The organism is Sphingomonas mucosissima (assembly GCF_002197665.1).
Lineage (GTDB): Bacteria > Pseudomonadota > Alphaproteobacteria > Sphingomonadales > Sphingomonadaceae > Sphingomonas > Sphingomonas mucosissima.
In genome coordinates this window covers 112,239-135,743 of record NZ_NBBJ01000006.1, presented here as the reverse complement: position 1 = coordinate 135,743, position 23,505 = coordinate 112,239, and the positions used below count along the sequence as shown (strand labels likewise).

25 protein-coding genes are annotated in these 23,505 nt (G+C 63.9%); 6 read left to right on the top strand and 19 right to left on the bottom strand.

Annotated features, from left to right (window positions below):
* Nucleotides 1–114 precede the first annotated feature (114 nt).
* Nucleotides 115–1,311, top strand: coding sequence for an LPS export ABC transporter permease LptF (gene lptF, locus SPMU_RS15305; protein WP_211275827.1), 1,197 nt, complete (start codon nt 115–117; stop codon nt 1,309–1,311).
* Complete coding sequence (lptG, locus tag SPMU_RS15300) at nt 1,308–2,399, top strand: LPS export ABC transporter permease LptG (RefSeq protein WP_088335000.1); 1,092 nt, start codon at nt 1,308–1,310, stop codon at nt 2,397–2,399. Before lptF ends, lptG begins: the two co-directional genes overlap by 4 nt.
* A 272-nt stretch (nt 2,400–2,671) precedes the next feature.
* Here the strand turns inward: lptG and SPMU_RS15295 are convergent, their stop codons facing one another.
* A complete protein-coding gene (locus tag SPMU_RS15295; protein WP_245833400.1) occupies nt 2,672–3,748 on the bottom strand; it encodes a fatty acid desaturase family protein in 1,077 nt (358 codons plus the stop codon).
* A gap of 108 nt (nt 3,749–3,856) precedes the next feature.
* On the opposite strand from SPMU_RS15295, the gene SPMU_RS15290 reads away from it, so the two are divergent.
* The gene (locus tag SPMU_RS15290; RefSeq protein ID WP_088334996.1) at nt 3,857–5,011 is read left to right on the top strand and encodes an N-acetyltransferase; all 1,155 of its coding nucleotides are present in this window, start codon (nt 3,857–3,859) and stop codon (nt 5,009–5,011) included.
* Nucleotides 5,012–5,254: 243 nt separating this feature from the next.
* Here the strand turns inward: SPMU_RS15290 and SPMU_RS15285 are convergent, their stop codons facing one another.
* The 10 genes from SPMU_RS15285 to SPMU_RS15245 form a co-directional block, all read right to left on the bottom strand.
* Nucleotides 5,255–5,497 carry a hypothetical protein gene (locus SPMU_RS15285; protein ID WP_140418489.1) on the bottom strand — a complete coding sequence of 81 codons (243 nt, stop codon included), beginning with the start codon at nt 5,495–5,497 and terminating at the stop codon, nt 5,255–5,257.
* Nucleotides 5,498–5,777: 280 nt separating this feature from the next.
* A complete protein-coding gene (xth, locus tag SPMU_RS15280; protein WP_088334992.1) occupies nt 5,778–6,548 on the bottom strand; it encodes an exodeoxyribonuclease III in 771 nt (256 codons plus the stop codon).
* A gap of 10 nt (nt 6,549–6,558) precedes the next feature.
* Complete coding sequence (erpA, locus tag SPMU_RS15275; RefSeq protein ID WP_088334990.1) at nt 6,559–6,897, bottom strand: iron-sulfur cluster insertion protein ErpA; 339 nt, start codon at nt 6,895–6,897, stop codon at nt 6,559–6,561.
* Nucleotides 6,898–6,966: 69 nt separating this feature from the next.
* Complete coding sequence (locus SPMU_RS16990; protein ID WP_169715737.1) at nt 6,967–8,175, bottom strand: M23 family metallopeptidase; 1,209 nt, start codon at nt 8,173–8,175, stop codon at nt 6,967–6,969.
* Between the two features lie 125 nt (nt 8,176–8,300).
* The gene (locus SPMU_RS15265; protein ID WP_245833398.1) at nt 8,301–9,089 is read right to left on the bottom strand and encodes a ferritin-like domain-containing protein; all 789 of its coding nucleotides are present in this window, start codon (nt 9,087–9,089) and stop codon (nt 8,301–8,303) included.
* Nucleotides 9,086–9,532: a peroxiredoxin gene (locus SPMU_RS15260; protein ID WP_088335166.1), complete on the bottom strand. Its 447-nt coding sequence runs from the start codon at nt 9,530–9,532 to the stop codon at nt 9,086–9,088. The genes SPMU_RS15265 and SPMU_RS15260 overlap by 4 nt, the downstream gene beginning before the upstream one ends.
* A complete protein-coding gene (locus SPMU_RS15255) occupies nt 9,495–12,179 on the bottom strand; it encodes a bifunctional [glutamine synthetase] adenylyltransferase/[glutamine synthetase]-adenylyl-L-tyrosine phosphorylase (RefSeq protein WP_245833396.1) in 2,685 nt (894 codons plus the stop codon). Before SPMU_RS15255 ends, SPMU_RS15260 begins: the two co-directional genes overlap by 38 nt.
* Before the next feature lie 254 nt (nt 12,180–12,433).
* On the bottom strand, nt 12,434–13,075 hold the full coding sequence (locus SPMU_RS15250; protein ID WP_088335163.1) for a sigma-70 family RNA polymerase sigma factor: 642 nt from the start codon (nt 13,073–13,075) through the stop codon (nt 12,434–12,436).
* A gap of 103 nt (nt 13,076–13,178) precedes the next feature.
* The gene (locus SPMU_RS16985) at nt 13,179–13,322 is read right to left on the bottom strand and encodes a hypothetical protein (protein WP_169715736.1); all 144 of its coding nucleotides are present in this window, start codon (nt 13,320–13,322) and stop codon (nt 13,179–13,181) included.
* Between the two features lie 41 nt (nt 13,323–13,363).
* Nucleotides 13,364–14,161 carry a response regulator gene (locus SPMU_RS15245; protein WP_088335161.1) on the bottom strand — a complete coding sequence of 266 codons (798 nt, stop codon included), beginning with the start codon at nt 14,159–14,161 and terminating at the stop codon, nt 13,364–13,366.
* 425 nt (nt 14,162–14,586) lie between these two features.
* Between SPMU_RS15245 and SPMU_RS15240 the strand changes: the two genes are divergently transcribed.
* On the top strand, nt 14,587–16,176 hold the full coding sequence (locus SPMU_RS15240) for a sensor histidine kinase (RefSeq protein WP_245833394.1): 1,590 nt from the start codon (nt 14,587–14,589) through the stop codon (nt 16,174–16,176).
* 276 nt (nt 16,177–16,452) lie between these two features.
* A complete protein-coding gene (locus SPMU_RS15235) occupies nt 16,453–16,587 on the top strand; it encodes an entericidin A/B family lipoprotein (RefSeq protein WP_088334986.1) in 135 nt (44 codons plus the stop codon).
* Between the two features lie 62 nt (nt 16,588–16,649).
* On the opposite strand, the gene tatC is transcribed toward SPMU_RS15235, so the two are convergent.
* From tatC to argS, 8 genes are all read right to left on the bottom strand, one after another.
* Nucleotides 16,650–17,423, bottom strand: coding sequence for a twin-arginine translocase subunit TatC (tatC, locus tag SPMU_RS15230; protein ID WP_088334984.1), 774 nt, complete (start codon nt 17,421–17,423; stop codon nt 16,650–16,652).
* Complete coding sequence (gene tatB / locus SPMU_RS15225) at nt 17,420–17,839, bottom strand: Sec-independent protein translocase protein TatB (RefSeq protein ID WP_088334982.1); 420 nt, start codon at nt 17,837–17,839, stop codon at nt 17,420–17,422. The genes tatC and tatB overlap by 4 nt, the downstream gene beginning before the upstream one ends.
* Nucleotides 17,840–17,866: 27 nt before the next feature.
* Nucleotides 17,867–18,106 carry a twin-arginine translocase TatA/TatE family subunit gene (locus SPMU_RS15220; protein ID WP_088334980.1) on the bottom strand — a complete coding sequence of 80 codons (240 nt, stop codon included), beginning with the start codon at nt 18,104–18,106 and terminating at the stop codon, nt 17,867–17,869.
* A 26-nt stretch (nt 18,107–18,132) separates the two neighbouring features.
* A complete protein-coding gene (gene scpB / locus SPMU_RS15215; protein ID WP_088334978.1) occupies nt 18,133–18,708 on the bottom strand; it encodes an SMC-Scp complex subunit ScpB in 576 nt (191 codons plus the stop codon).
* Entirely contained in the window at nt 18,705–19,430 is a 726-nt protein-coding gene (locus SPMU_RS15210; protein ID WP_088334976.1) for a segregation and condensation protein A, read from the bottom strand. Before SPMU_RS15210 ends, scpB begins: the two co-directional genes overlap by 4 nt.
* Nucleotides 19,427–20,431, bottom strand: coding sequence for a glycoside hydrolase family 3 N-terminal domain-containing protein (locus tag SPMU_RS15205; RefSeq protein ID WP_088334973.1), 1,005 nt, complete (start codon nt 20,429–20,431; stop codon nt 19,427–19,429). The genes SPMU_RS15210 and SPMU_RS15205 overlap by 4 nt, the downstream gene beginning before the upstream one ends.
* A 102-nt stretch (nt 20,432–20,533) precedes the next feature.
* Nucleotides 20,534–21,259 (bottom strand): SPOR domain-containing protein, encoded by a 726-nt coding sequence (locus tag SPMU_RS15200; RefSeq protein ID WP_088334971.1) that lies wholly within the window; start codon nt 21,257–21,259, stop codon nt 20,534–20,536.
* Between the two features lie 3 nt (nt 21,260–21,262).
* Nucleotides 21,263–22,984 carry an arginine--tRNA ligase gene (gene argS / locus SPMU_RS15195; RefSeq protein ID WP_088334969.1) on the bottom strand — a complete coding sequence of 574 codons (1,722 nt, stop codon included), beginning with the start codon at nt 22,982–22,984 and terminating at the stop codon, nt 21,263–21,265.
* A gap of 176 nt (nt 22,985–23,160) precedes the next feature.
* On the opposite strand from argS, the gene SPMU_RS15190 reads away from it, so the two are divergent.
* Entirely contained in the window at nt 23,161–23,439 is a 279-nt protein-coding gene (locus SPMU_RS15190; RefSeq protein ID WP_088334967.1) for a hypothetical protein, read from the top strand.
* The last annotated feature ends 66 nt before the right edge of the window (nt 23,440–23,505 follow it).

Genomic DNA, 23,505 nt, shown 5'->3' with positions numbered 1-23,505 from the left:
TGCCCACAAGCCGAGGCCGCCCGGCGATGGCGTGACAGCAAAGGGGGGTGGCGATTGCCAGCCGCTCGCCTATACCGGCCACCCATCCGCTATTCCGAGCTCCCCGCCGCCCCCATGAAATCGATCGACCGCTACATGGCCCGGCTGATCGCGTTGCCGCTGTTCTCCACCCTGGTGATCGCGGCGATGCTGCTGTTGCTCGACCGGATGCTGCGGCTGTTCGACTTCGTCGCGACGGAGGGCGGGCCGGTCAGCGTTGTGTGGCAGCTGCTGGCCAATCTGCTGCCGGAATATCTCGGCCTCGGCATTCCGATTGGGTTGATGCTGGGCGTGCTGCTAGCATTTCGGCGGCTCGCGACCTCATCTGAGCTCGATGTGATGCGCGGCGTGGGCATGAGCTATGGTCGGCTGCTTCGCGTGCCGTACATGTATGCCGTGGGACTTGCGCTCATCAACCTGGCGATTGTCGGTTTCATTCAGCCGCGAGCCCGCTACGCCTACGAAGGCCTACGGTTCGAATTGCGCACTGGCGCGCTCGGCGCTTCGATCAAGGTCGGTGAATTCACTCACCTCGGCGATCGGATGACGCTCAGGATCGAGCGCAGCCGCGACCGCGGGCGCGAGCTTTCTGGGATCTTCGTTCGCGCAGAAACGCCGCAGGGCGATCGCATCAGCGTCACGGCGCAGCGTGGGCAGTTCTTCGCGACTGATGATCCGAACACGATCATCTTTCGTCTGACGGACGGGACGTTGATCCACAACCGGCCGAGTTTCCCGACGCCGCGCGTGCTCACCTTCAGCGCGCATGACCTGCCGATCGATCTTCCCAAGTTCGAGCAGTTCCGCGCCCGTGGCGGCAGAAATCTCGAATACACCCTGCCGGAACTCGCAAAGATTGGCACCACCAGTGGTGACGAGGAGGTGCGCGACGGCAGCCAGGCAGAGCTTTACTTCCGGTTGGCAGAGGTGCTGATGATGTTCCTCTTGCCCCTGCTGGCAGTGGCGCTTGGCGTGCCTCCGAAGCGCTCAACATCTGCGCTGGGGGTATTCGTTTCGATCGTTATGGTCGTGGCCTATCATAAGGTGAACCAATATGCGGCCTCGGTTGGCGAACTGGGCCGCGTCGATCCCTTTGTCGCCCTGTGGACGCCGTTTGCGATCTTCGCCGCGTTGATCATCTGGATGTACTACACCCTCGCCTATGTTCCCGGCGGTCAGCCGATCGGTGCGCTCGAGCGCGGAGCGAGCAAGGCGCTGGAGGCGATCACGCGGCGCCTGCCTGGTCGGCGCCCGCGGAGCGCACGCGCATGATCGCCTTTTTTCCGTCACGCACCGTGGCGCTCTACATGGGCAAGATGTTCCTGGTGCGGACCTTCGGCATCCTCGCCGGGCTGGTTCTGGTGCTTCAGGCGCTCGACCTACTGGGCGAATCGGGAAAGATCCTCGCCGTGCCGGGCAATACCGATGCACAGGTTTGGCAATATATGTCGCTGCGCGTGCCGCAGATCATTGCTCGCTTTCTCCCCTTCTCGGTTCTGCTGGGCACCATCCTGACGCTGATCACGATGAACCAGAACAGCGAGATCGTGGCGCTGAAAGCCTCGGGGATGTCGGCGCACCAAGTGCTGGCGCCGCTGATCACAGCGAGCATCGGAATCGCGATCCTCAGTTTCGCCTTCAACGACCGTATCGTGTCGCGCTCCACCGCCACATTGGCGCAGTGGCAAAGGGTGAACTACGGCAAGCTGCCGATCGACCGCGGCGACCGAGCCAACGTTTGGGTGCGAACCGCGGACGACCTGATCCAGGTGGATCAGATCCGCGGGCGCGGGGGTCAGGCGCAGTTGGGCGGTATCACGCTGTATGAGCGCGATGGCGGGCTCCTTAGGGCTATCGTGACGGCGCCTTCCGGCCGCCGCAGCGGCGATGGCTGGGCGATCGGCCCCACCCGCCGCTTTGACGTGGCGAGCGGGACGACAAGCAATCTCGGGACGATCGTGGTCGCGCGCGGGGTTACGCCTGACCAGTTCACGCTTTCGACCATCAACGCCGAGGGCCTCTCCTTCCGCGCGCTCAACGAAGCCATCGACGATCTCGCCGCCGCCGGGCGCCCGACCAAGGCGCTGGAAGGTTCCCTGTGGCACAAGCTGTCGGGGCCGCTGTCGTCCGTGCTGATGCCGCTGCTCGGCGCGGTAGCGGCATTCGGGATTGCGCGCTCGGGCAAGCTCTTCATCCGTGCCGTCATCGGCATGGCACTCGGCTTCGCCTATTTCGTCGCCGATAATTTTGCGCTCGCCATGGGCAATCTGGGCGCATATCCGCCCTTCCTTGCGGCATGGGCGCCGTTCCTGCTGTTTCTGCTGATCGGCGAAGCTGTGCTGCTTCGGACGGAGGAATAGCGGAGGACTCACGCGGTGCGCTGGTGAAACGTGGGCAGAGAACGAGCGCCTTGTTCCTGCCCTGCAGGACATTCTCAAACGGACAGCGCAAACACTCCTCCTCCGTGCTGACGCGTTTGATCGGGAGCGGTGATCGGGGTGCCGCCCTGCTTTACCGCATGGACGCAGTGGCTCACCAAAGGTCCGGCAAATTGCCAGAGGACCCGCCCGTCCGCGCGGGCTACTGATAACGAGCGCTGCTGCTCACGCCCCGGCGCGCAGCAGCTTGCCAGTTAGCGCGGCAGCATGGTGCTGCGCGCGATCTTCGCCACCAGGCCTGGCATGCCGGCGTAGTTCGCCTTGTAATAAGGCGAGTCCTGATCCAGCACCGCGCTCAGGCGCCGATGCGCCTCGCCCAGCGCGTGGTAGGGCAGACCCGGCAGCAAATGATGAAGCGCGTGGTAGCGCAGGCCGACTGGCGCCCAAAGCGCCGGCAGCGTCGCCGGAGGCGGCACGTTGACCGAATCAAGATACTGCGCCGTCACCGTCATCGGCTCGCCGTCATTCTCCCAAAGATGGGCGACCAGCGTGCGAAGCTGGTTCACGACGGCTACGGCCGACGCAACGATCATCATGATGGCGAAGGCGCGCGGTGATATGGATCCTGTGGCCACCAGCGCGATCAGCGACATCGCCCACACCGCACAGGCGGTTTCGATCCGGTTCCACTGCTTCGCCGCCTCGCCCTCCGGCATACGGCGACGGAAATGCGGATTGATCGCCAACGCCGAGTAACGTTCCACAACCGCGCGCCGCAGCCCCGGAACGACGAGCGACAGGGGTGACAGCACGCCATAGCGGAGGATCAAGGCGACGGGCGCAAGCGCCGCGATCAACACGAACAAGGGCAGCGACCACGGCTTCATCAACGCCAGTGGCAAATATTCGGGGTCTTCCGACGTGCCATAGCGCGTACGCGCGTGATGCAGATTGTGAACGCCTTCATACATGAAGGACGGCACAAGCATCGGCACGCCGATGAGCACGTTATACCCCAGGCGAAAGCCCGGCAGCGCCGAATGCTTCACATGGGTGAGCTCGTGAATGAAGCTCATGCCGCGGTACAGCGCGAGCATGGCAACAACGCCGGCAGCCAGTGTGAGCCACAAGGGGCCCGCCACGATCGCCACACCGAGCGCGGCGTAGCCAAGCACCGCCGACGCGACAAAGTCCGCCCAATAGACCGACGGACGCGGCGCATTGAGATCGCGGGTCAGCTCCGCAGCTGCCTTCAGCATGGCGCGATCATCTGCGATCGGCACACGCGCGGTGGGCGAAGCGCTGGTGCGGGCAAAAGTCGTGGTCGTCATGAGGGTGTCCATTACACACAGATAGTGGCGACACAGTGGCTGCAACACCCTTGCCCATTGCGGAAAGGCCGCTCGCCATGATAGCCCCAGGCGATTACAGAGCGTGACATGGCAGGCTCTCTCACCATCCGACCCGTGCAAACCAAGCGCGATCGCAAGACGTTCGTCGACCTACCGTTCCGCCTATATCGCGACGATCCGAACTGGGTGCCCCCGCTGAAGAGCGAAGCGCTGAGCCTCCTCGCGCCGGAGAAAAACGGCTGGTACAGCCACGCCAAGGCGCAGCTGTTTCTGGCCGAGCGAAACGGCCGGACCGTGGGCCGCATCTCGGCGCACATCGACACGCTGGCGCTCGAGATGCCGACTGCTCAGGGCTTTGGGCCAGGTACGGGCCAATGGGGATTGATGGAGGCGGAGGACGCTGGCGTCTTCACAGCCCTGCTCGCAGCTGCCGAACAATGGCTGCGCGACCAGGGAATGACGCGGGTGCTGGGGCCTATCTCTCAATCGATCTGGGAGGAGCCGGGGCTGCTGATCGAAGGCTATGATCATCCGCCAACCATTATGATGGGTCACGCAAAGCGTGAATATCGCGGCTGGATCGAAGGCGCCGGTTACCAACCGGCCAAGCAGATGATGTGCTATGAACTGGACATCACGCAGGATTTCCCGCCAATCGTTCAGCGCATTATCAAGTCAGGTGAAAAGAACGCGCGCATAACTGTCCGCATGGTCGACAAGTCGCGGTTTGATGAGGAAGCGGCGATCATCCTGTCGATCCTCAACGATGCGTGGAGCGACAATTGGGGCTTCGTGCCGCTGACGCCGCCGGAGATTAGGGACGTGGGCGTCAAGCTGAAGCCGATCGTGTTCAACGATCTCATTCGTATTGCCGAGCTGGACGGCAAGCCGGTCGCTTTCATGATCACCCTGCCCGATCTGAACGAGCCGCTTGCCAAGCTGAACGGCTCTTTACTTCCCTTCGGCTGGGCAAAACTGCTCCTGTGGCTGCGCCGCCCAAAGGTGCGCACCATGCGCGTGCCGCTGATGGGGGTCGTGAAGGAACTGCAATCCTCGCGATTGGCGAGCCAGCTGGCGTTTATGATGATAGAATATATCCGGCGCGCGTCGATTACGCGCTATGGCGCGACGCGCGGTGAAATCGGTTGGATCCTTGATGACAATCAGGGGATGCGCTCGATTGCCGAGACAATCGATAGCCGCGTCAACAAAGTATATCAGGTTTACGAGAAGGCGCTTTAGCTCGGGCGTTGCCGGCGTCCCGCATGGTGCGGGACCCGATCACGCTTGAGGCGCTGTGCTTACCCGAGGGCCACGCGGCAGGCCATCTTGGCTGAGGCTCGCGTGAGGGTGGCGGTCTTCCCCGGGCCCGACCCATCGACATGGATCGGCTGACCGGCCGTCGCCACTGCTCTCATCACGAACCTCAGCGCCTCATCCTCTCGTCTCCTGTTCCGGCAGGCCCCGTTGTGCCCGCAGGAGCGTTCACCGCTTGGCAAGCGGATCGGTGCCCTGAGCGACCCACAACGAACGAGACTGGCAGTAGCGACGCGCAGAACCGGGGCCGGTGACCGTGTCGATCACGCAGACACGGCGCATGTCGGTTTCAGGATTGATGGTCTGCGTCAGGCGCTGTTCCGCAGGTGCGGTGACGGGAGCGGGAGCCGGTGCGGGCTCGGGAGCAGCAGTTCCGAAGGCGAGGGCAGCGGCGAGTGCGATCATCGTCATGGCAGGTCCTTTCAGGTCCGGCGGCGCTCTAGTGCGCCTCCACCAGACCTTTTGCACAGGCCGTGCCAAGTTCGTGGCGAACGTAAATTCAAAGACTTAGCAAATCACTCCATCAGCCCTTCGCTGATCTTCGGTGAAGATCGCCAACTCGCGGCGGATCTTGCGAAATGTCGACTGTACGCATCCGGACGCACCGCACCACTGCGTTCGTAGGCGAACGTCACTGTCCGGTAACAAGGGCTGTCGATCCTGACCGGACCTGCCCCACCCCGCTGTTCGGCTAGCGCAGACGAACCCAGGTAGGCACGTGATCGCTGGCCTTTTCACGCCCGCGATATTCCTTGTCGACGCCGGCGTCCGACAGGCGATCGGCCACTGCGGGTGACAACAAGAGATGATCGATCCGGAAGCCGGCATCACGCTGCCACGCCCCCGCCTGATAATCCCAGAAGGTCCAGACGCCGCCACCGGGGTTGCGGACTCGCAAGGCGTCCGTCCACCCCTGCGCCAGCAGCGCGCGATATCCCGCACGGCTTTCCGGCTGCATCAGGGCATCACTGGCCATGGCGCGCACTGAAAACGTGTCATCGTCGTTCGGGATCACGTTGTAGTCGCCGGCCAGTATCGCCGGCACCTCGGCCGCGAAGAGTTCGCGGGCGCGCCGTGACAGGCGGTCGATCCAGCGGAGCTTGTAGTCGAATTTGGGCCCAGGCTGCGGGTTCCCATTGGGCAGGTAGATCGAGGCGACGGTTAAGCCGTTGATCTCACATTCGAGATACCGACTATGCTCGTCTTCCGGCTCGCCCTCCAGCCCGCGCTGACGCTCGAAGGGATCGCTTCCCCGTGCCAGCACCGCAACACCGTTGAAGCCCTTCTGCCCGTGCCAGCAGGCGCCATAGCCGGCCTCGCGCACTTCCTGGATGGGAAAGGTCTCATCGCTGGATTTCAGCTCCTGCAGGCAGACGATGTCCGGCTGCTGCTCAGCGAGATATTCCAGCAGGCGCGGCAAGCGCGCCTTGATGCCGTTGACGTTGTAAGTGACGATCTTCACGTCAGCGGCATTACACCGAGAAGCTGGTGCCGCAACCGCAACCCGACGCAGCGTTCGGGTTGTCCACCTTGAACGCAGCGCCGCCGAGCGATTCGACATAATCGACCGACGCACCGCGGACGAGATCAACGCTCACGTCGTCGACCACCAACCGCACGCCGTCAGTTTCTGCGATGATGTCGCCAGCCTCCGGCGCCTCAGCGAAGCCGAAGCAATATTGAAAGCCCGAACACCCGCCCCCTTCGACCGAAAGGCGCAAGATTGCAGGCTTGTTCTGCTTGGCTGCGATGGCAGCGACACGGGCCGCTGCGGCAGGGGTCAAGGCGATGTCGCCAGCGAGTGTAGCCATATGGCTGAGATAAGCCCCCGCTACCCCGCCCGCAACCCGCGTTCACCCGCGGGTGCGAGCTGATCCCCCTCAGTGATCCAGCGCGTCCTGAGCCGCCGGACCGCCGGTGGAGACCGGAATATGCCCGACCGAGCGATCCTGTGCCGCAAGCAGATAGTCCGCCGTCGTCAAGAACGGCACCGGATTGACCGCCGCACCATCGATACGGACCTCATAATGAAGGTGCGGGCCGGTTGAACGCCCGGTCGACCCCATCAGACCGATGATCTGTCCGCGGCGCACGCGCGCATTGTCGCCGACGATGATCTTGGAAAGGTGGCCATAGCGGGTGGTGATCCCCTTGCCATGGTTGAGTTCGACCAGGTTTCCATAGCCACCCTGGCGACCGGCATGGTTCACCACGCCATCGGCGGTGGCATAGATCGGGGTTCCCGTGGGGCCGGGGATATCAACGCCGGCATGCATTGCGGCGGTGCCACGGAACGGGTCGCTGCGAACACCGAAGTTGCTGGTAAAAGTAAGGTGTTGAACCGGCTGCACCGAGGGGATGGAAATCACCCCCTGCTCCAGCGAGTCCAGCTTCTTCCATGTCATGAACAAAGAGCGGAACTGCGCATCCGCATTCAGGTCAGCCGTTGCCTCGGCACTGGCTGCCGGGATCAGCGGACCGCCCATGGCTGCCTGCTGGCGACCCTTCACCAGTCGCTCGGGGCGCAATCCGCGTTCGCGGATCTCTTGCGTCGCGAGTTGATAGCGTGCCTGCAACTGCTCCAGCGCGGCGTCAGCAAGCAGAGACTGGCGGCGCTCGACCTCTCCGAACGGCGCAATGGCGAAGGCAGCCAGGCGATCACCGGTAGGATCGATCTTCAGCGTCGCCAGCGCGAGCTTCTTTTCATCACCCACGCCGGTCAACGCGGCGGCGAGCAGCGCCTGGCGTTGCTCAAGCCGGCTCGCGTGCTGTTCGGCCGTCTTGCGGATCGTCGCCACGCGGCTCTGCATGTGCGCCAGCTTGCGCTCCATGGTCTCGATCCGCTGCTGCGACTTCGGCGCAGCGGCAAGGCCAGCCGCGGCGGCTGCCTGGCTCGTTGCCGTCGCGGCGCCATATCCAGCAAAGGCGACCATGACGGCAGCGGCACCGGCGAGAGCGGTCTGCGAACCGCGGCCGATGTGCATGCGCCGAACGGAGCGGCCGTCGTGAAACACTACCTTTTGCGTGGAGAACAGCAGGCGAGCGCCAGAGGCGAGGCGGTTAATCGGCGTGGACGAATGGTTGGTCATCGAACCCCAAGACGAGATCGTTGATATGGCACCCGCCGAGACACGCCCGACGCGCAGTATCGAAACTGGTCTGGATTGCGGCCCCCCGCTCCCCGGACACCGATCACTGGCTCCTTCTACGTACATTAGGCAATAGCGGCGTAATATTCCCGCGTCAGGCCGGCAGAGTCGCGCGCTGAGTCGTTGAACGGGCCTTTCACCACCCCGCGAAAATGCGTTCCAATCAGGGATTGCCAGTGAGCCGCGGGAATCAGGCCCTTATCTTTGCATCCTGCGTCGAACCACTTTGTTCCAAAGCGCACATGACGGATCTCGTCGTTGTAGATGCGCTCGAGGACGCGCGCGCTGGTCTCGTCCCCGCTCATGCGGAACCGCTCGACGGTGACTGGCGTCACATCCAGCCCGCGCGCTTCCAGCGCCATCGGCACCACGGCCAACCGGGCGAGAGGGTCGTGCGCGGTGGCACTTGCCGCCTCCCACAAGCCAGCGTGGGCGGGCAGCGCGCCGTAGAAGCTGCCAAGCGCCCGCAGCCGGCGGTCAAGAATGGCGAAATGCATGGCCTCGTCCGCGCCGACCGAGAACCAATCATCCACGAAGTCGCGCGGGAATCCGGCGCCGAACCGTGCCGCCATGTCGAAGGCCAGGTGCATGGCGACGAACTCGATGTGTGCCAGCGCGTGCAGCAGCGCCAGCCTGCCACGTTCCGAGCCGCCCTTCCCACGCTTGGGCATGCGGTTCGGCGGCAGCAGTTCCGGAAGCGCTGGACGAGCGGGAACGTCCGGCATAGCCGCATCAAAGGAGTGAGCCAATTTGCCCTGCCGCCACGCTCGTGCCGCTTGGCGGGCGGCCTTCACCTTTTCATTCGGGTCAGCGGCGGTCAGCACGCGGCGCGCTGCGTCGGCGACGCTGTTCACAGCGCCCGCGCCGCTTCCAGCACCGCGTCGGCGTGGCCGGCAACCTTCACCTTGCGCCATTCTCGGGCCACACGGCCCTCGCGGTCGAACAGAAAGGTCGCGCGCTCGATTCCCATATAGGTGCGGCCGTACATCGACTTTTCCACCCAGGTACCGAACGCCTCACAGGCAGAGCCGTCCTCGTCGCTCGCCAGCGCGACCGCCAGGTCGTATTTGGCGATGAACTTCTGGTGTTTTGCGGGCGTGTCGCGCGAAATTCCGAGCACCGAGACCCCCGCATTGGTGAACTCGTCAGCGAGCGCCGAAAAGTCCTGCGCTTCACGGGTGCAGCCTTTGGTGTCGTCCTTCGGGTAGAAATAGACCACCAGAGGCAGTGCTTGGTCCCTCAGGCGCACGGCCGTGCCGTCAGGCGCCGTCACCTTCACGTCGGGCAGCATGTCCATAAGTCACTCCTTTCCACGCGGCCGTAACCTCCTGCCGCGCGCTGTCCAGCGCCGCGCGGACCGCCGACCAGTCTTCCAGCCGGAGGGCACGCGCGATCAGCGCGCGGGTCGCCGGAAGGTCGGGCTCGGCTGCGTCCGGTGCCACGAGCCGCAACGTCACGATCATTCGGGTTAGCAGATCGTGCGCCGGTCCGAGGCTCGGGGGCAGGTCAAGCGCCGCAATGGCGCGCCCCAGATGCGGATCAAAGCCGCGCCGGGTCTGGAGCTGCCGCACGTGCACGGCAAATTCGAGGTCAACCAGCCCGCCGGGCAGCAGCTTGGCATCGAGCGGCCCGGCGGGCGGCTTGTGCGCTGCCATGTCGGCGCGCATTCTTAGCGCGTCATCAATGACATTCCGCTCCGGCCGGTTGCCGCCGAGCACATCGTCGATGATCGCCTGCAATTCTTCGCGAGCAGCCGGTGAACCGAACACCGGGCGGGCGCGGGTCAGCGCCATATGCTCCCACGTCCAGGCATTTTCGCGCTGATACCGCGCGAACGATTCGAAGTTTACGGCCAACGGGCCCTGGTTGCCCGAAGGTCGCAGCCTAGTGTCGATCGGGTATAGCGGGCCAGCGGCCGTGGGCACGGAAAGTGCCGCGGTTACCCGTTGCGCCAGGCGGTTGTAATATAAGGTGGCACCGAGCGGCTTAGGGCCATCCGACTCCCCGGCGAAATCGCCTGTGAACAGGTAAACGAGATCGAGATCGGAGGCCTGGGTAAGCGCGCCGCCGCCCAGCCGACCAAGCGCCAGGATCACGAATTCGCTACCGGGCACGTGCCCGTGCGCGCGCGAAAATTCGTCCACCGCCGCCGTGGCGAGCACCTCGATCGCGGCTTCCGCCACTCGCGAGTAGCCGGAGGCGACCGCCAGGGGGTCGGAAGCGCCGGCAATAATCTGCGCCCCAAGTGCGAACCGACGATCCGCCACGATCCGGCGCACGTGATCGAGTTGCGCCTGATAGTCGGTCCCCGTTTTCAACCGCATCTCGGCAGCGAGCTCGGAAACGCCCGGCACCGCATCGAAGGCGGACGCATCGATCAAGCCGTCTAGCAGATCGGGTCGGCGGGCAAGTTCCTCTGCCAGCGTCGGTGCATGGCTGAGCAACTGCACCAGCAGCACCGAAAGCGCGGGCCGAGCTTCGAGCAGCCGGAAGATGTTCACGGCACTGGGCAGCCGTTCGAAGAGCCGGTCGAGCCGGTTCAACGCCGCTTTGGGCTCCGGCGCTTCAGCAAGCGTGCCGATCAAGCCCGGCAGCACGGCTTCGAGCGCGCTCTGCGCCGCGGCGCTGCGGAGAGCCGGATAACGGGCAGCGCGCCAGCTTGCGATTCGCGTCAGTGCGACCGCCGTGTCGTTTAGCCCGGCGTGCGATAAATGGGCGGCCAGAGTGTCCGGATCGGTCGACAGGGCGGCCGCGCCGGGCGCGGCGAGCCGGTCGAAAATCTCCGCCACGCGCGTGACATGGGGCAGCAAGTGCGCGAGCAACGCCTCCCCATCTGCCCGGCCATCCAAGCGGGCGACACGGTCCAGCGCATCCCCCGTCGGCAGCGAATGGGTCTGGCGATCATCGATCATCTGCACGCGATGTTCGGCCGTGCGCAATACCACATAGGCCTCACTCAACGCTGCCGCATCGCACGCCTCGATCCGGCCAGAGGCGGCAAGCGCCGCCAGTGCCGCGCGCGTGTCGCCAACCCGCAGCGCGGGATCACGGCCACCGTGGATCAGCTGATGAATCTGCGCAAAGAATTCGATCTCGCGAATGCCGCCTCGGCCGCGCTTCAGGTCGTAGCCGGGGCCAAACGTCTGCCCCTGCGAATGATGATCGCGAATGCGCCGCGTGATCTCCACGATCTCACCGATCGCGCCAAAATCCAGGCTGCGGCGCCAGATGAATGGGCCGATAGCCTCCAGAAACGACCGACCGAGCGCCAGATCGCCCGCCGCCGGACGGGCCCGAATGAAGGCCGCCCGCTCCCAGGGCAGCGCTTGCGATTCGTAATAGACGATCGCCGCATCGATCGGCACCGCGATTGGCGTCACCTCCGGCGTCGGCCGTAGCCGCAAGTCGACCCGCAGAACATAACCGTCGGCATCGCGCGCTTGCAGCAGCTCGATAACACGGCGGCCGATGCGAACCGCGGCGTCCACCGGCTCCTCATTCTTGCGCGTCGGCAGCGTGTGCGGATCGAACAGAAAGATTGGGTCGATATCCGACGAATAGTTCAGCTCGCGGCTGCCCTGCTTGCCAAGCGCGATCGCCACAAACCCCGCGGGATCCGCATCGGGAGTCCGCTCGCGAATGGCAGTCCGAATGGCCAGGTCCAGCGCACGATCGGCAAAGTCGGTGAGCCGATGCGTCACTTCCGTAAGATCGAAGACACCGGCAAGATCGCCGAGCGCCACTTGAAGCGCGAGCCGCCTGCGCGCCACACGTAGCGCCTTACCAGTCGGCACGTCGTCAGCCGCGACATTCAGAGGTGCTGTCAGTATATCCCCGGAGAATTCACCCTCTCGATCAAGAAGATTGGCAAGGAAGTTCGAACAGCTGCGCGCGCGCGCTGTCGCGTCCGCCAGCGCGTGATCCAGGGTTTTTCCGCTTGACAAGTGACACACCACCAGAATTGCGTTGAAACCTTTCGGCCCAGTCGCCCGTTCTAGCGGCTATGATGGGACATGAACATCACTCAGGAGAGCGCGGCGGCGGCGAGTATTTCGTCCCACGCCCGCGCATCACCGACGCGATCGGCGAGTCGCTGCGATTTACCTATGTGGAGCGCCGGGGGCTGCCCGATGAGCTCGCAAGAGCATTGGCGCGGCTCGACCGAATAACCAGTCAACGCCAGTGAAGGCAAGCGAGCTCAGCGATCCCGGCTGAGCTCGTCCACCTCATCCATGATCTCGTCAAGTGTCGGCTTCACACTCGTGATGGTGTGGTCCGTACGGGACGTCATGTCACTGCCGCTCATCAGTGTTTCAAGCGCCACCCGGCCACGCGCGACGCGGCTCTTGATAGTGCCAACTGCCACGCCGCAGATCTCAGCCGCTTCTTCATAAGCGAAGCCGCCCGCTCCAACCAGGATCAGCGCCTCGCGCTGTGGCTGTGGCAGGTGAAGCAGCGCGCGCTGCATATCTGCCAGCTCGACGTGCTTGTCCTGGCTGGCGGGGGCGGCGAGCAAACGATCCGCTACCAGATCGTCCCACTCACCCTTGAAGCGCGCGCGGCGCATTTGCGAGAGGTACAGGTTCCGCAGGATGATGAAGGTCCAGGCGCGCATGTTGGTGCCCGCCTGAAAGCGCTTCCGCGCCGCCCAGGCCTTCAGCAATGTTTCCTGCACCAGATCGTCTGCAAGATCGCGATTGCCCGAGAGCGATCGGCCAAAAGCGCGAAGGTGCGGGATCACCTGCGCCAGCTGCTTCTTGAACTCGGGGTCCGACAAAGAAACGTGTTCGACCGACACCTCATCGGCCGCGTCCATCGTGCGCGGTTCAGTTTCGGTCATGTCGTGTCGCTTCTTCCCCGCACCGGCAAGTTCCGGTGTTCTTTGCGCAAGATAGGCATCGTCGGCGCGATTAGCCAGCCGCTCCGTTAACATCGTCCGCTGCTTACTGCCGTGCAAAGAGGATGAAGGCGAAGATCACCACAACAAGGACGAGGGACATTGGCAGGATGTAGCGCGTCATGTGCGGCGTGCTACCGGCTCGCGCCTCGTCCGTCGTCACTTCGATACGTTCGTTTTCGTTTGCCATGCCTGCTCAACCCCTCAGCCTCGTTTTGGCTCCGTATCGATTTACGAAACCGGCGCGGTTGATTGATCAAAGAACAAGGCCTGGCTGATTGCCGCCTTCACCGTTGATCGCTGGAACGGCTTGGTGATCAGGAACGTCGGCTCGGGCCGCTCGCCGGTCAGCAGCCGCTCGGGGAACGCCGTGATGAAGATCACCGGCACCTGGAATTCCTGAAGAATGTCCTTCACCGCGTCGATGCCCGAGCTGTCATCGGCAAGCTGAATGTCCGCTAGCACCAGGCCGGGGCGATCCTCCATGGCGAGCGCGACGGCCTCATCACGGGTGACCGCCACGCCGGTCACTTCATGGCCAAGATCACGCACAATGGTTTCGATATCCATGGCGATGATCGGCTCATCCTCGATGATGAGCACCCGTGCGCGGGTCTGCTTCTCGATTTCGGACAGCGCCTCGGCAACCAGTGCCTCTACTTCGCTGGGCGTGGTGTCGACCAGGTAAGCGGCGTCTTCGACCGTAAACCCTTCCATCGCGGTGAGCAGCAGCGCCTGCCGCGACAAGGGCGTCATGCGCGCCAGCCGTGCACGGGCGATCGACTCCTGATCGTCAACATCGCCCGGGTCAGCCTGCTCGCCGTCGTTGGTGGAATTCCAGATCACCTGGAAGGTGCGGTAGAGCCCCAGCCGCGGATCCACGTCGCGGGGAAATTCGTTGGGCGCCGCAACGATCGCCTCCAGCGTGGCACGCACATATTTGTCGCCGTGCGATTGGCTGCCGGTGAGCGCCCGCCCATACCGACGAAGGAAGGGCAGATGCGGGGCGAGCTGTTGTCCAAGCGACATGAGGCGGAACGACTCCCAATAGATGAAGGCGTGGCTTTGCGCGCCGCGCCCGGATTGATCAACTTCTTCGACAAACCCCCGCGGACGCATGACGCCCGACGACGCAATTCGTCGCCGACAGGTGGAACCAACGAGCGGCTTTTTGGTTTCACCGTCGCCAGCCTTGATCAACAGGCTGGCGCCGCGGGCCGTATCAGGCCAAGAGAAATTCATCGTCACGCGGAACGGGTGGTTCAGGGGGCTTAGCGTTGGTTTCGGAAAAGGAAGCGCCGAAAAAACCGGTCAAGACAAAGGGCGGCACCGCGGTGCAGTCCAAGGATCGGGATATGGGCGCAGCGCTACGGTCAATATATCAGAAGACAATCGACGAGTCCGTGCCGGACGAGATGATTTCCCTTCTCAGCAAGCTAGATTAAAACCCCTTCATGACCACGCAGGCGCCGGAAGATTCGCGCACTGGCGCGATGACGCCGACGCTGTTGATGCGCTGGCCGACCGGCGCGAAGCTGCTCATCATTGTCTCCATCGCGCTTCTGCCGCTGGCTATCATCGCTCTTTTCGCAACGCTGCGGATCACGCAGATCGCCGATGCGGAAGCTAGGGCCAGCCTGCGCGTTGCCTCCGCCGAAAGCAGCCGCGCCATCGCGATCGAGTTGATCGGCGACATGACCGCGCTTCGCGTCGCCGTTGATGCACTTGAAAGTGATCCGCTGGACACACCGAGTTGCGCGCGGGTTCAGGGCGTCTTTGCGCAGCAATCCTTCAACGGCGCACGTTTTGCCGTCTTTGATCGGCGCGGCCGCCTGTTGTGCGGCAGCAATTTTCCGCGCGGGCTGGAAGTCGCACGTGCGGCTCGAAACTCCGCAGTTGCTGCGCGGATCGTGCCGGGAAATGGCTTGTTGCTCGGGGTTGTCGGCCGCTCAGGAAGTGTCGCCGCATCGGCCTTTTTCCCCAAGAGCTTTATCGCCGAGTTGAGCCGTCCCAGCGGCTTTACCCCCGCTTACGCCGCCCAGCTCAAACGGCAGGGTGAGGAACTCATCCTTGAGCCGATGCCGAGGGAACACGCCTTTGAGCGGCGGGAAAGCAATGTGACCGATCTGGGAATCGGCGAGTTGTCCTTGGCAATGCAGGTGCGCTCAGCGCCAATTACGTCCCCGCTGGTCATCGCATTGCTTCTACCGCTGGTGATGTGGGCTGCGGCGGCCGGGATCGCCTGGTTTGTCGTTGATCGCCTGCTGATCCGGCCGTTGCGGCAGTTGCGCGCCCACGTCGCCGCCTTCACGCCGGGCGAGGAACCCGATCCGGCCGTGATCCGCGCCCTGCCCGCGCAAGAGCTTCGGGAGCTTGGCGAGACGTTCAGGGCACTCACCCGAACCGTCGCCATTCACGAGGCGGGGCTTGCCGAAGGGCTGGTGCGACAGACCAAGCTCACGCGCGAAGTTCACCACCGCGTGAAGAACAATCTTCAGGTCATCTCGTCGCTCATCAATTTTCACGCACGCGGCGCGCGCTCGCCAGAGGCGGCGCAAGCCTATGCCTCCATTCAGCGCCGCGTCGATGCGCTCGCGGTTGTTCATCGCAATCACTTTGCTGAGATGGAGGAAAACCGCGGCCTAGGTCTTCGGCCGATGCTGGGTGAGCTCGCTTCCAACATCAGGGCGACGGCTGCTGAGGGCATCCAGCTTCGAATCCAGTTAGATACCGATCCTTATCTCGTTTCACAGGATGTGGCCGTCGCCGTTGCCTTTCTCGCGACGGAACTGATTGAACTGGCGGTGACCTGCGATCCGGCCGCTCATCTGCGCCTGTCAGTCAAGGGAGCAAGCGAGGTCGATCGCGCAACGCTGCGGGTATCATCCCCTGCCCTGATTGACGGGCCGCTCCTTCGCGATGGCCTCGCTACCCGCTTCGGCCGTGTGATCGAAGGGCTTTCGCGTCAGCTGCGCGCGCCGCTGCATCATGATCCCCTCACCGGCGCCTATGAAATTTCAATCGCCGTTCTCGGCAAAGATTGAGCACACGCGAGCGCAAATCGCGTTAACTACGCGCCGGAAAAAATCCGTGATCTTCTTGGAACCGCCATTGCGAAGTGGCGTTCTACTCTTCGGATAGCGACCTTATGCCCCCCCGCTCTCGCTATCCACGACATAGGCCCGGAAGCGTCAACCCTCCCCCCCCGGTGACGCTTCCGGGCCTTATTACGTCCGCTCTCTTTCATAACGCCGTTGGAACGAACAACTGCATCGCGCATTTGCGATGATGGCAGATCAGTTGTGTTTACAGGAGGACGTATGAAAAAGATGATGGGTGTGCTGGCAGTAGCGGGTGCCTTGCTGATCAGCGCGTGCAACACGGTGGAAGGTGTGGGCCGCGACGTTTCCTCGGCGGGCAACACCGTCGCCAAGACTGCAGACGGCGCGAAGTAAGCTTCGCTTTTTCCACAGTGTTAGCAGCGGCGGATGCGACCAAGATCGCCTCCGCCGTTTTGCTATTCTGCGGAAAGCTGCTCGCTCGCGCGTGCGCGTTTGCGCTCGGTGAACCAGATGCCGACCAGGGCAAGCTCGTAAAGAAAGCACAGCGGGATCGCGAGCAACAACTGCGACCCGACATCGGGCGGCGTCAGCACCGCCGCAATGGCGAACGCGCCGACGATCGCGTAGCGCCGGGCAGATACAAGCTGCTGGCGGGTGACGATCCCACCACGCTCGAGCAGCATCAGCAGCACGGGAAGCAGAAAGGCGACGCCGAAGCCGAACAGGAACTGCATGATGAACGACAGGTAATTGCCGATCGCCGGCAAGGCTTCCTGATTTACCCCGCCGACATCACCCTGGAAGCTCAGCAGGAAGTGGAGCGCCATCGGCACGGCGATGTAATAGGCCATGGCGGCGCCACTCAGAAACAGCACCGGCGTTGCCAGAAGGAAGGGCAACAACGCCCGCTTCTCGTTGCGATAGAGCCCGGGGGCGACGAACTGCCATAGCTGATTGGCGATGATGGGGAAAGACGCCATCATCGCGGCAAAGAATGCCACCTTCACCTGAACGAAGAAGGCCTCGAAGATCTCGGTATAGATCAGCCGCGTCTGCCCGGCCGCCAACAACGGCTGAACGAGAAACGCAAAGATCGTCTCCGCGAAATAATAGCAGACGAAAAAGGTGAGGACGATCGCGGCCATGCAATACAGCAGACGCCGCCGCAGCTCGATGAGGTGATCGAGTAGCGGTGCCCGGCTATCGTCCAGTTCGCCGGCAGTGCTCACGACGCGGCCTTGTCTTGCGGCAGGGGTGGCTCTGACGCTGGCCCAGCCATGACCTCGGGGCGCTCCACCATGATCGCCTCGGCCGACCCCTCGGCACGGGTCGGATCCTCACATGGCAGATCGGACGCTGGAGCCTCGAAGGAGGCCAGCTCGCCATGAGCAGGCGCGGCGGGCGTCAGCATCGGATGCTCACGCATGATCCGCTCATTCTCCTCCTTCCACTTCTTTTCCATGTCGGCGAGCTCGGCCTCACGGACCATTTCGTCGAATCCGGCACGAAACTGGCGCGCAACGCCGCGCGCCTTCCCCACCCAATAACCAAGCACCCGCAGCGCCTTGGGCAAGTCCTTGGGGCCGATGACGAGTAGCGCCACAAGCGCCACAACCGCCATCTCCGAGAAATTGAAGTCGAGCATGAGTCGCGCCGTCCGGCGAATGTCAGATCAGCGCGCCACCTTGTCGTCCTGAACCACAGTTTCAGACGCGGGCCGTGCTGCCTGCTGCGCCTCGATGCGCTGTGCCGGCTTTACAGCCGCGTCCTCGTCTTCCTCGGACATGCCTTTCTTGAAGTTCTTCACGCCCTTCGCGACGTCGCCCATCAGGCTCGAAAAGCGGCCGCCGCCGAGCAGGAGGACCGCAACGATTGCCAGAACAAGAATATGCGGGAGGCTGAAGCTACCCATTAGGATTCTCCTGAAGTCGCGCCCATCTAGTCGTCATCGCCGGGCTTTTCCACCGCCAGTTCTTCCGTCGCGAGATCAATCGGGTCCAGCAGGCCGGCCGCGCGCAAATCCTCGATCCCCGGCAGGTCACGGCGAGACTCCAGGCCGAAATGCGTTAAAAACCCCGGTGTCGTTGCAAAGGTAAGCGGTCGCCCCGGCACCTCTCGCCGGCCCATTGGCCGGACCCAGCCAGCGTCCATCAGCACGTCGAGCGTTCCCTTGGAAATCTGCACGCCGCGGATCGCCTCGATCTCGGCGCGCGTGACCGGCTCGTGATAGGCGATGATCGCCAGCGTCTCGATCGCTGCGCGGCTGAGCCGGCGGACCTCTTCCCGGCTGCGGCGAAGAAAATGCGCCATGTCGCCGGCGGTCTGGAAGAGCCAGCGATCACCCCGGCGGACCAGGTTGATGCCCCGCCCCGCGTAATCGACCGCGAGCCGCTCCAGCGCCCCGCGCACGTCTCCCTTGCCCACATGCGCCCGAATTCCGTCGATCGACATCGGCTCGTCGGCAGCAAAAAGCACGGCTTCCACCGCTCGCGCGAAATCGTCCGCCGGTGTCACGCAGGCACGCGCAGGTACAGCGGCTCGAATGGCCCGCGCTGATGCAGCTCCACCTTGCCTTGCCGCGCCAGTTCCAAGGCCGCGAGAAAGCTGGACGCGAGGGCCGAGCGCCGCAGCGCCTCGCCTGCGCCCTCCGGCAAGAAGGTTTCGATCATTGTCCAGTCGATCGTCGATCCGATCAACGCCGCGATCCGCGCGATCGCCGCATCCAGCGTCATGACCTCCCGATCCTGTACCACATGCATGACGGGGCGTGTACGGGCGCTGACCCGTCCATAAGCGGAGATGAGATCGAAGATGCCGGCGGACCAGCTTGCCTTGCGCGCCGTGCGCAGCCCCTCAGGCGCGTCACGCCTGAATACATCGCGCCCAAGCCGATCCCGCGCCATCAGCCGCGCCCCTGCCTCCCGCATCGCCGACAGCCGCTCCAGCCGCAACTGGAGACGCAGCGCGAGCTCTTCCGGACTTGGCTCGATCTCGGGATCACGCGGCAGCAAAAGCGCCGATTTCAGATACGCAAGCCACGCCGCCATCACGAGATAATCCGCGGCCAATTCCAGCTGCAGCGTTCTGGCACGCTCCACATAGGCAAGATATTGTTCAACCAGCGCGAGGATCGAAATCTCTTTCAGATCAACCTTCTGCGCCCGCGCCAGATTGAGCAAGAGATCGAGCGGCCCTTCCCAGCCATCGAGATCGAGCGTTAGCTGCTCGCCGATCACGCCGCCAGCGCGAGCAGGGCATCGCGCTTGGCGATCAGCGCCGCGAATTCGCCCTCCTCTGCCGTCACGCTCCCCATCGCCGCGTCCAGGCGCTCACGAGCGCGCGGCGAGATGTCACTCAGACGATCGGCGATCGCGATCATCTCATCCATCCGCGCCCAGCAATCGAGCACCACGTCGCAGCCGGCGGCGATTGCGCCCGCTGCCTTATCGGCGGGCGTACCGGACAGCGCCTTCATGTCGATGTCGTCGGTCATCAGCAGACCGTCGAAGCCAATCCGGCCGCGGATCACGTCCTCGATAATGGTCGGTGACATGGTGGCGGGGCGCTCGCGATCCCACGCCTCGAAGACGATGTGGCTGGTCATGCCCATCGGGGCATGGGCAAGCGCGCGAAACGGCGCAAGATCGTCCTCGAGGTCCGCCTCGCTCGCGGTCACGGTTGGCAGCAGATGATGCGAGTCGACCAAGGCGCGGCCATGCCCCGGCATGTGCTTGACCACACCGACGACCCCCCCGGCAGCCAAGCCCTCGAGCGTCGCGCGGCCCATCGCGGCGACCCGCATCGGCTCGCTGCCGAACGCCCTGACGGCGATCGCCTCGGTGGTTTCCGGCCGGATCACGTCTAGGATGGGGTGACAATCAACGGTGATGCCAACCTCTGCCAGCATCATACCCAACGCCGTGGCATTTGCGCGCGCGGCCTCGATCGCGGACATGGGCGCGATGTTGTATAAGCGGTCGAACTGCGGCCCACCCGGAAACGTCGGCCATTCAGGCGGCCCGAGCCTCGCAACCCGCCCGCCTTCCTGATCGACCAGGATTGCCACGTCGCTGCGGCCCTCAACCTCGCGAAGTGTATCGGTCAGCGCACGAAGCTGGCTGCGATCGACGCAATTGCGCTTGAACAGGATGTAGCCTGCCGGGCGTGCCTGCGCGAAGAACGCGCGTTCATCGGCGGTGAGGACCGGCCCGGAAAGGCCGAAGATCACTGGTTTCATGCGGGTGTGTTAGCGAAAGGCGGGCTGCTTTTCACCATCCGCAAACGCGGCCGTCGCGGCAAAAGCACGTCCACGCTTGCTGACACAGCAGCACGACGTGCCTCAGCTGGTTACAAAGCACTTTTCGCCTGCCACGGTCAGTCGGCCGCACAGATCGGCGGCGGCATCGGTGCTGCCTGCGTTTACCTTCAGCCGATGAACCTGGCGCCCATTCACCTCTGCCGATTGCACCGTCTTCCCCAGCGTCGCCACATAAGCGAAGCGCTTGGCCAGCGCACTCCAGGCCGCATTGGCCGCCGCTTCGCTCGGGAAGGCGCCAAGCTGGACGAGCGACCCGCCAGACCCGACGCCGGGGACCGCCTTCTTCGGCGCGGACATCGGCGCCGTAGCCGTCAGGCGACCAGTTGATCCAGGTACTTCGGCCACGGTGCGCGCGCTGCCGCCGGTTACCGGGGCAGCAGCCGCCTGCGCGCGGCGACCGTCGATCGGGGCTTCGGGCACGGCCTTCAAGTCGATGGCGGCGGGGGCGTTCGACCCAGCGCTCGCGGCAATGGCGGAATCGCCCTCGCCTTCCACCTTCAGTCCGCCCGGATCATCCGGCCTGATCTTGTAGTCGCCCTGCGGCGCGGCGATCAGTTCGCCCTGCCCGTCCGGCGTGCGCTGCTGAAAGTTCAGCACCGCAAAGACAATGGCGGCAAGCAGCACGAGGCCAACCCCGACGAGGGCGGCGACCCGCAGCATGCCTGGGCCCTCCGGCTCGTCCGGTTCCACCGTTTCCAGCCAAGGAAGCCGGTCTTCGTCCCGGAGGTCGATTTCGTCGCGCGCCATGTCTTACATCTCCGACACCGCCTCCACGCCCATGATGGAGAGGCCGTTGCGAATAATTTGCCCGACGCCTTCCGCCAAGAACAGACGCGCGGCAGTCAGCGCATGATCGTCGGGTAGCAGGAAGCGCCGGTCGGGTCGATCGTTGCCGACATTCCACAGCGCGTGAAAAGCTGCCGCCAAGTCATAGAGATAAAAGGCAATCCGGTGCGGCTCACGGGACGCCGCAGCGGTTTCCACCACCCGCGGGAATTGCGCCGCGAGCTTCACCAGGCCGAGTTCCTCCGTATCAAGGCGGGACAGATCAACCGCGGCGGTATCGATACTGGCCTCCGCTGCGCGGCGCCGCAGCGACGCAACCCGCGCATGGGCATATTGCACATAGAATACCGGATTGTCCTTCGACGCCTCCACGACCTTGGCGAAATCAAAGTCCATCTGCGCATCCGAGCGACGGGTGAGCATCGTGAAGCGGACGACGTCCTTGCCCACCTCGCGCACGACATCGGCAAGCGTCACGAAATTGCCCGCGCGTTTGGACATCTTCACCGGCTCGCCACCGCGCAGCAGGCGAACCATCTGCACGAGCTTCACGTCGAAGCGCGTCTTCCCCTCGGTCAGCGCCGCGACCGCAGCCTGGATGCGCTTCACCGTGCCGGCATGATCCGCGCCCCAGATGTCGATCAGTTCGTCCGCGCCCTGTGCTTTCTGGAAGTGATATGCGAGGTCAGCGCCGAAGTACGTCCATTGTCCGTTGGACTTCTTGATCGGCCGGTCCTGATCGTCGCCGAAGCGGCTGGAGCGGAAAAGCGGCAGCTCGACCGGCTCCCAATCGTCAGGCGTTTCGCCCTTGGGAGCCTCAAGCGTGCCGTCATACACGAGGTCGCGCGCACGCAGCCACGCTTCGGCAGCTTCGGGCTTGCCGGCTGCCTGAAGCTCGGCCTCGGACGAGAATAGGTCGTGGTGAATACCGAGCAGCGCGAGATCGGCCTTGATCAGTTCCAGCATCGAAGCAACGGCCCGGGTCCGGAACAGCGCAAGCCATTCCGCCTCCGGCGCGCCGACGTATTGCGGGCCAAATTCTTCGGCCAGCATCTTGCCGACGGGCACAAGATAATCCCCGGGGTAGAGCCCTTCCGGAACCGCCCCGACGTCTTCGCCAAGCGCCTCACGATAACGCAGATGCGCCGAACGGGCGAGGACATCCACCTGCCCGCCGGCATCATTGACGTAATATTCGCGAACGACGCGGTGCCCCGCGAACTCCAGCAGCGCGGCCAGCGCGTCACCTACCACCGCCCCCCGGCAATGGCCCATGTGCATCGGGCCGGTCGGATTGGCGGAGACGTACTCGATATTCACAGTGGTTTGCCCGCCAAGGCCGCGGCCGTAATCGGCCGCTCCCTCGATGATGGCGTCCAACTCGGCACGCCAGCTGTCATCGGTCAGCCGCATGTTGATGAAGCCCGGCCCTGCCACCTCCACAGCGGCCACGTCATCACGCTGTTGTAATTCAGCGGCGATCTTTTCCGCCAGCGCCCGCGGATTCAACTTCGCTGCCTTGGCGAGAACCATCGCGGCATTCGTCGCGAGATCGCCATGCGACGGATCGCGCGGAGGCTCCACCGTCACCGCGCGCCGATCGATGCCGGGTGTCAGCACACCCGCCGTTTCAAGCGCATTCAGCACGTCATCGATGTGAGCGGCAAAGCGAGAGTAGAGCGTCATGGCAACCAATCGTGTTCGTGAAGCCGCGCGCGATAGACCAACGCAGCGCCAGCGACAAATCACGCGACGACTGCGTTTTCTGCAATTGCGAAAAAAGTTTTTGCGATCGCCGCGCCGCAGTGCAGCACATATGTTGCAGTTGCGAAAAGATTAGGTTCTCACCCAAGGATTGTCCGATGCGCAAGCTGATCACCACCGCCGCTCTTCTGACCGCTCTGGCGCCCCTCGCTGCGCAGGCGGAAGCTCAAAAGTCGTTCCAGCACGAAAACCAGACGTACGTCTACACGACCAGCGAAGGCCGTGGCGGCGCCACCGTCATCACCGGCCGCCGCGTGGGCGGTGATCGTTTCCGCCTCGTGCTGAACGGCCAGCGCGTGACCGGCACCGTGGGCGGCACCCCGGTCGCTTTCCAGGCTCCGCAGGAGGGCTCGGTTCAGGTTCTGACCGCCAACTAAGTTTTTCCGAGAGTTCCCTCTCGAAAAGCGCGAGCCGCCCGTGTCGATCCGACGCGGGCGGCTTTT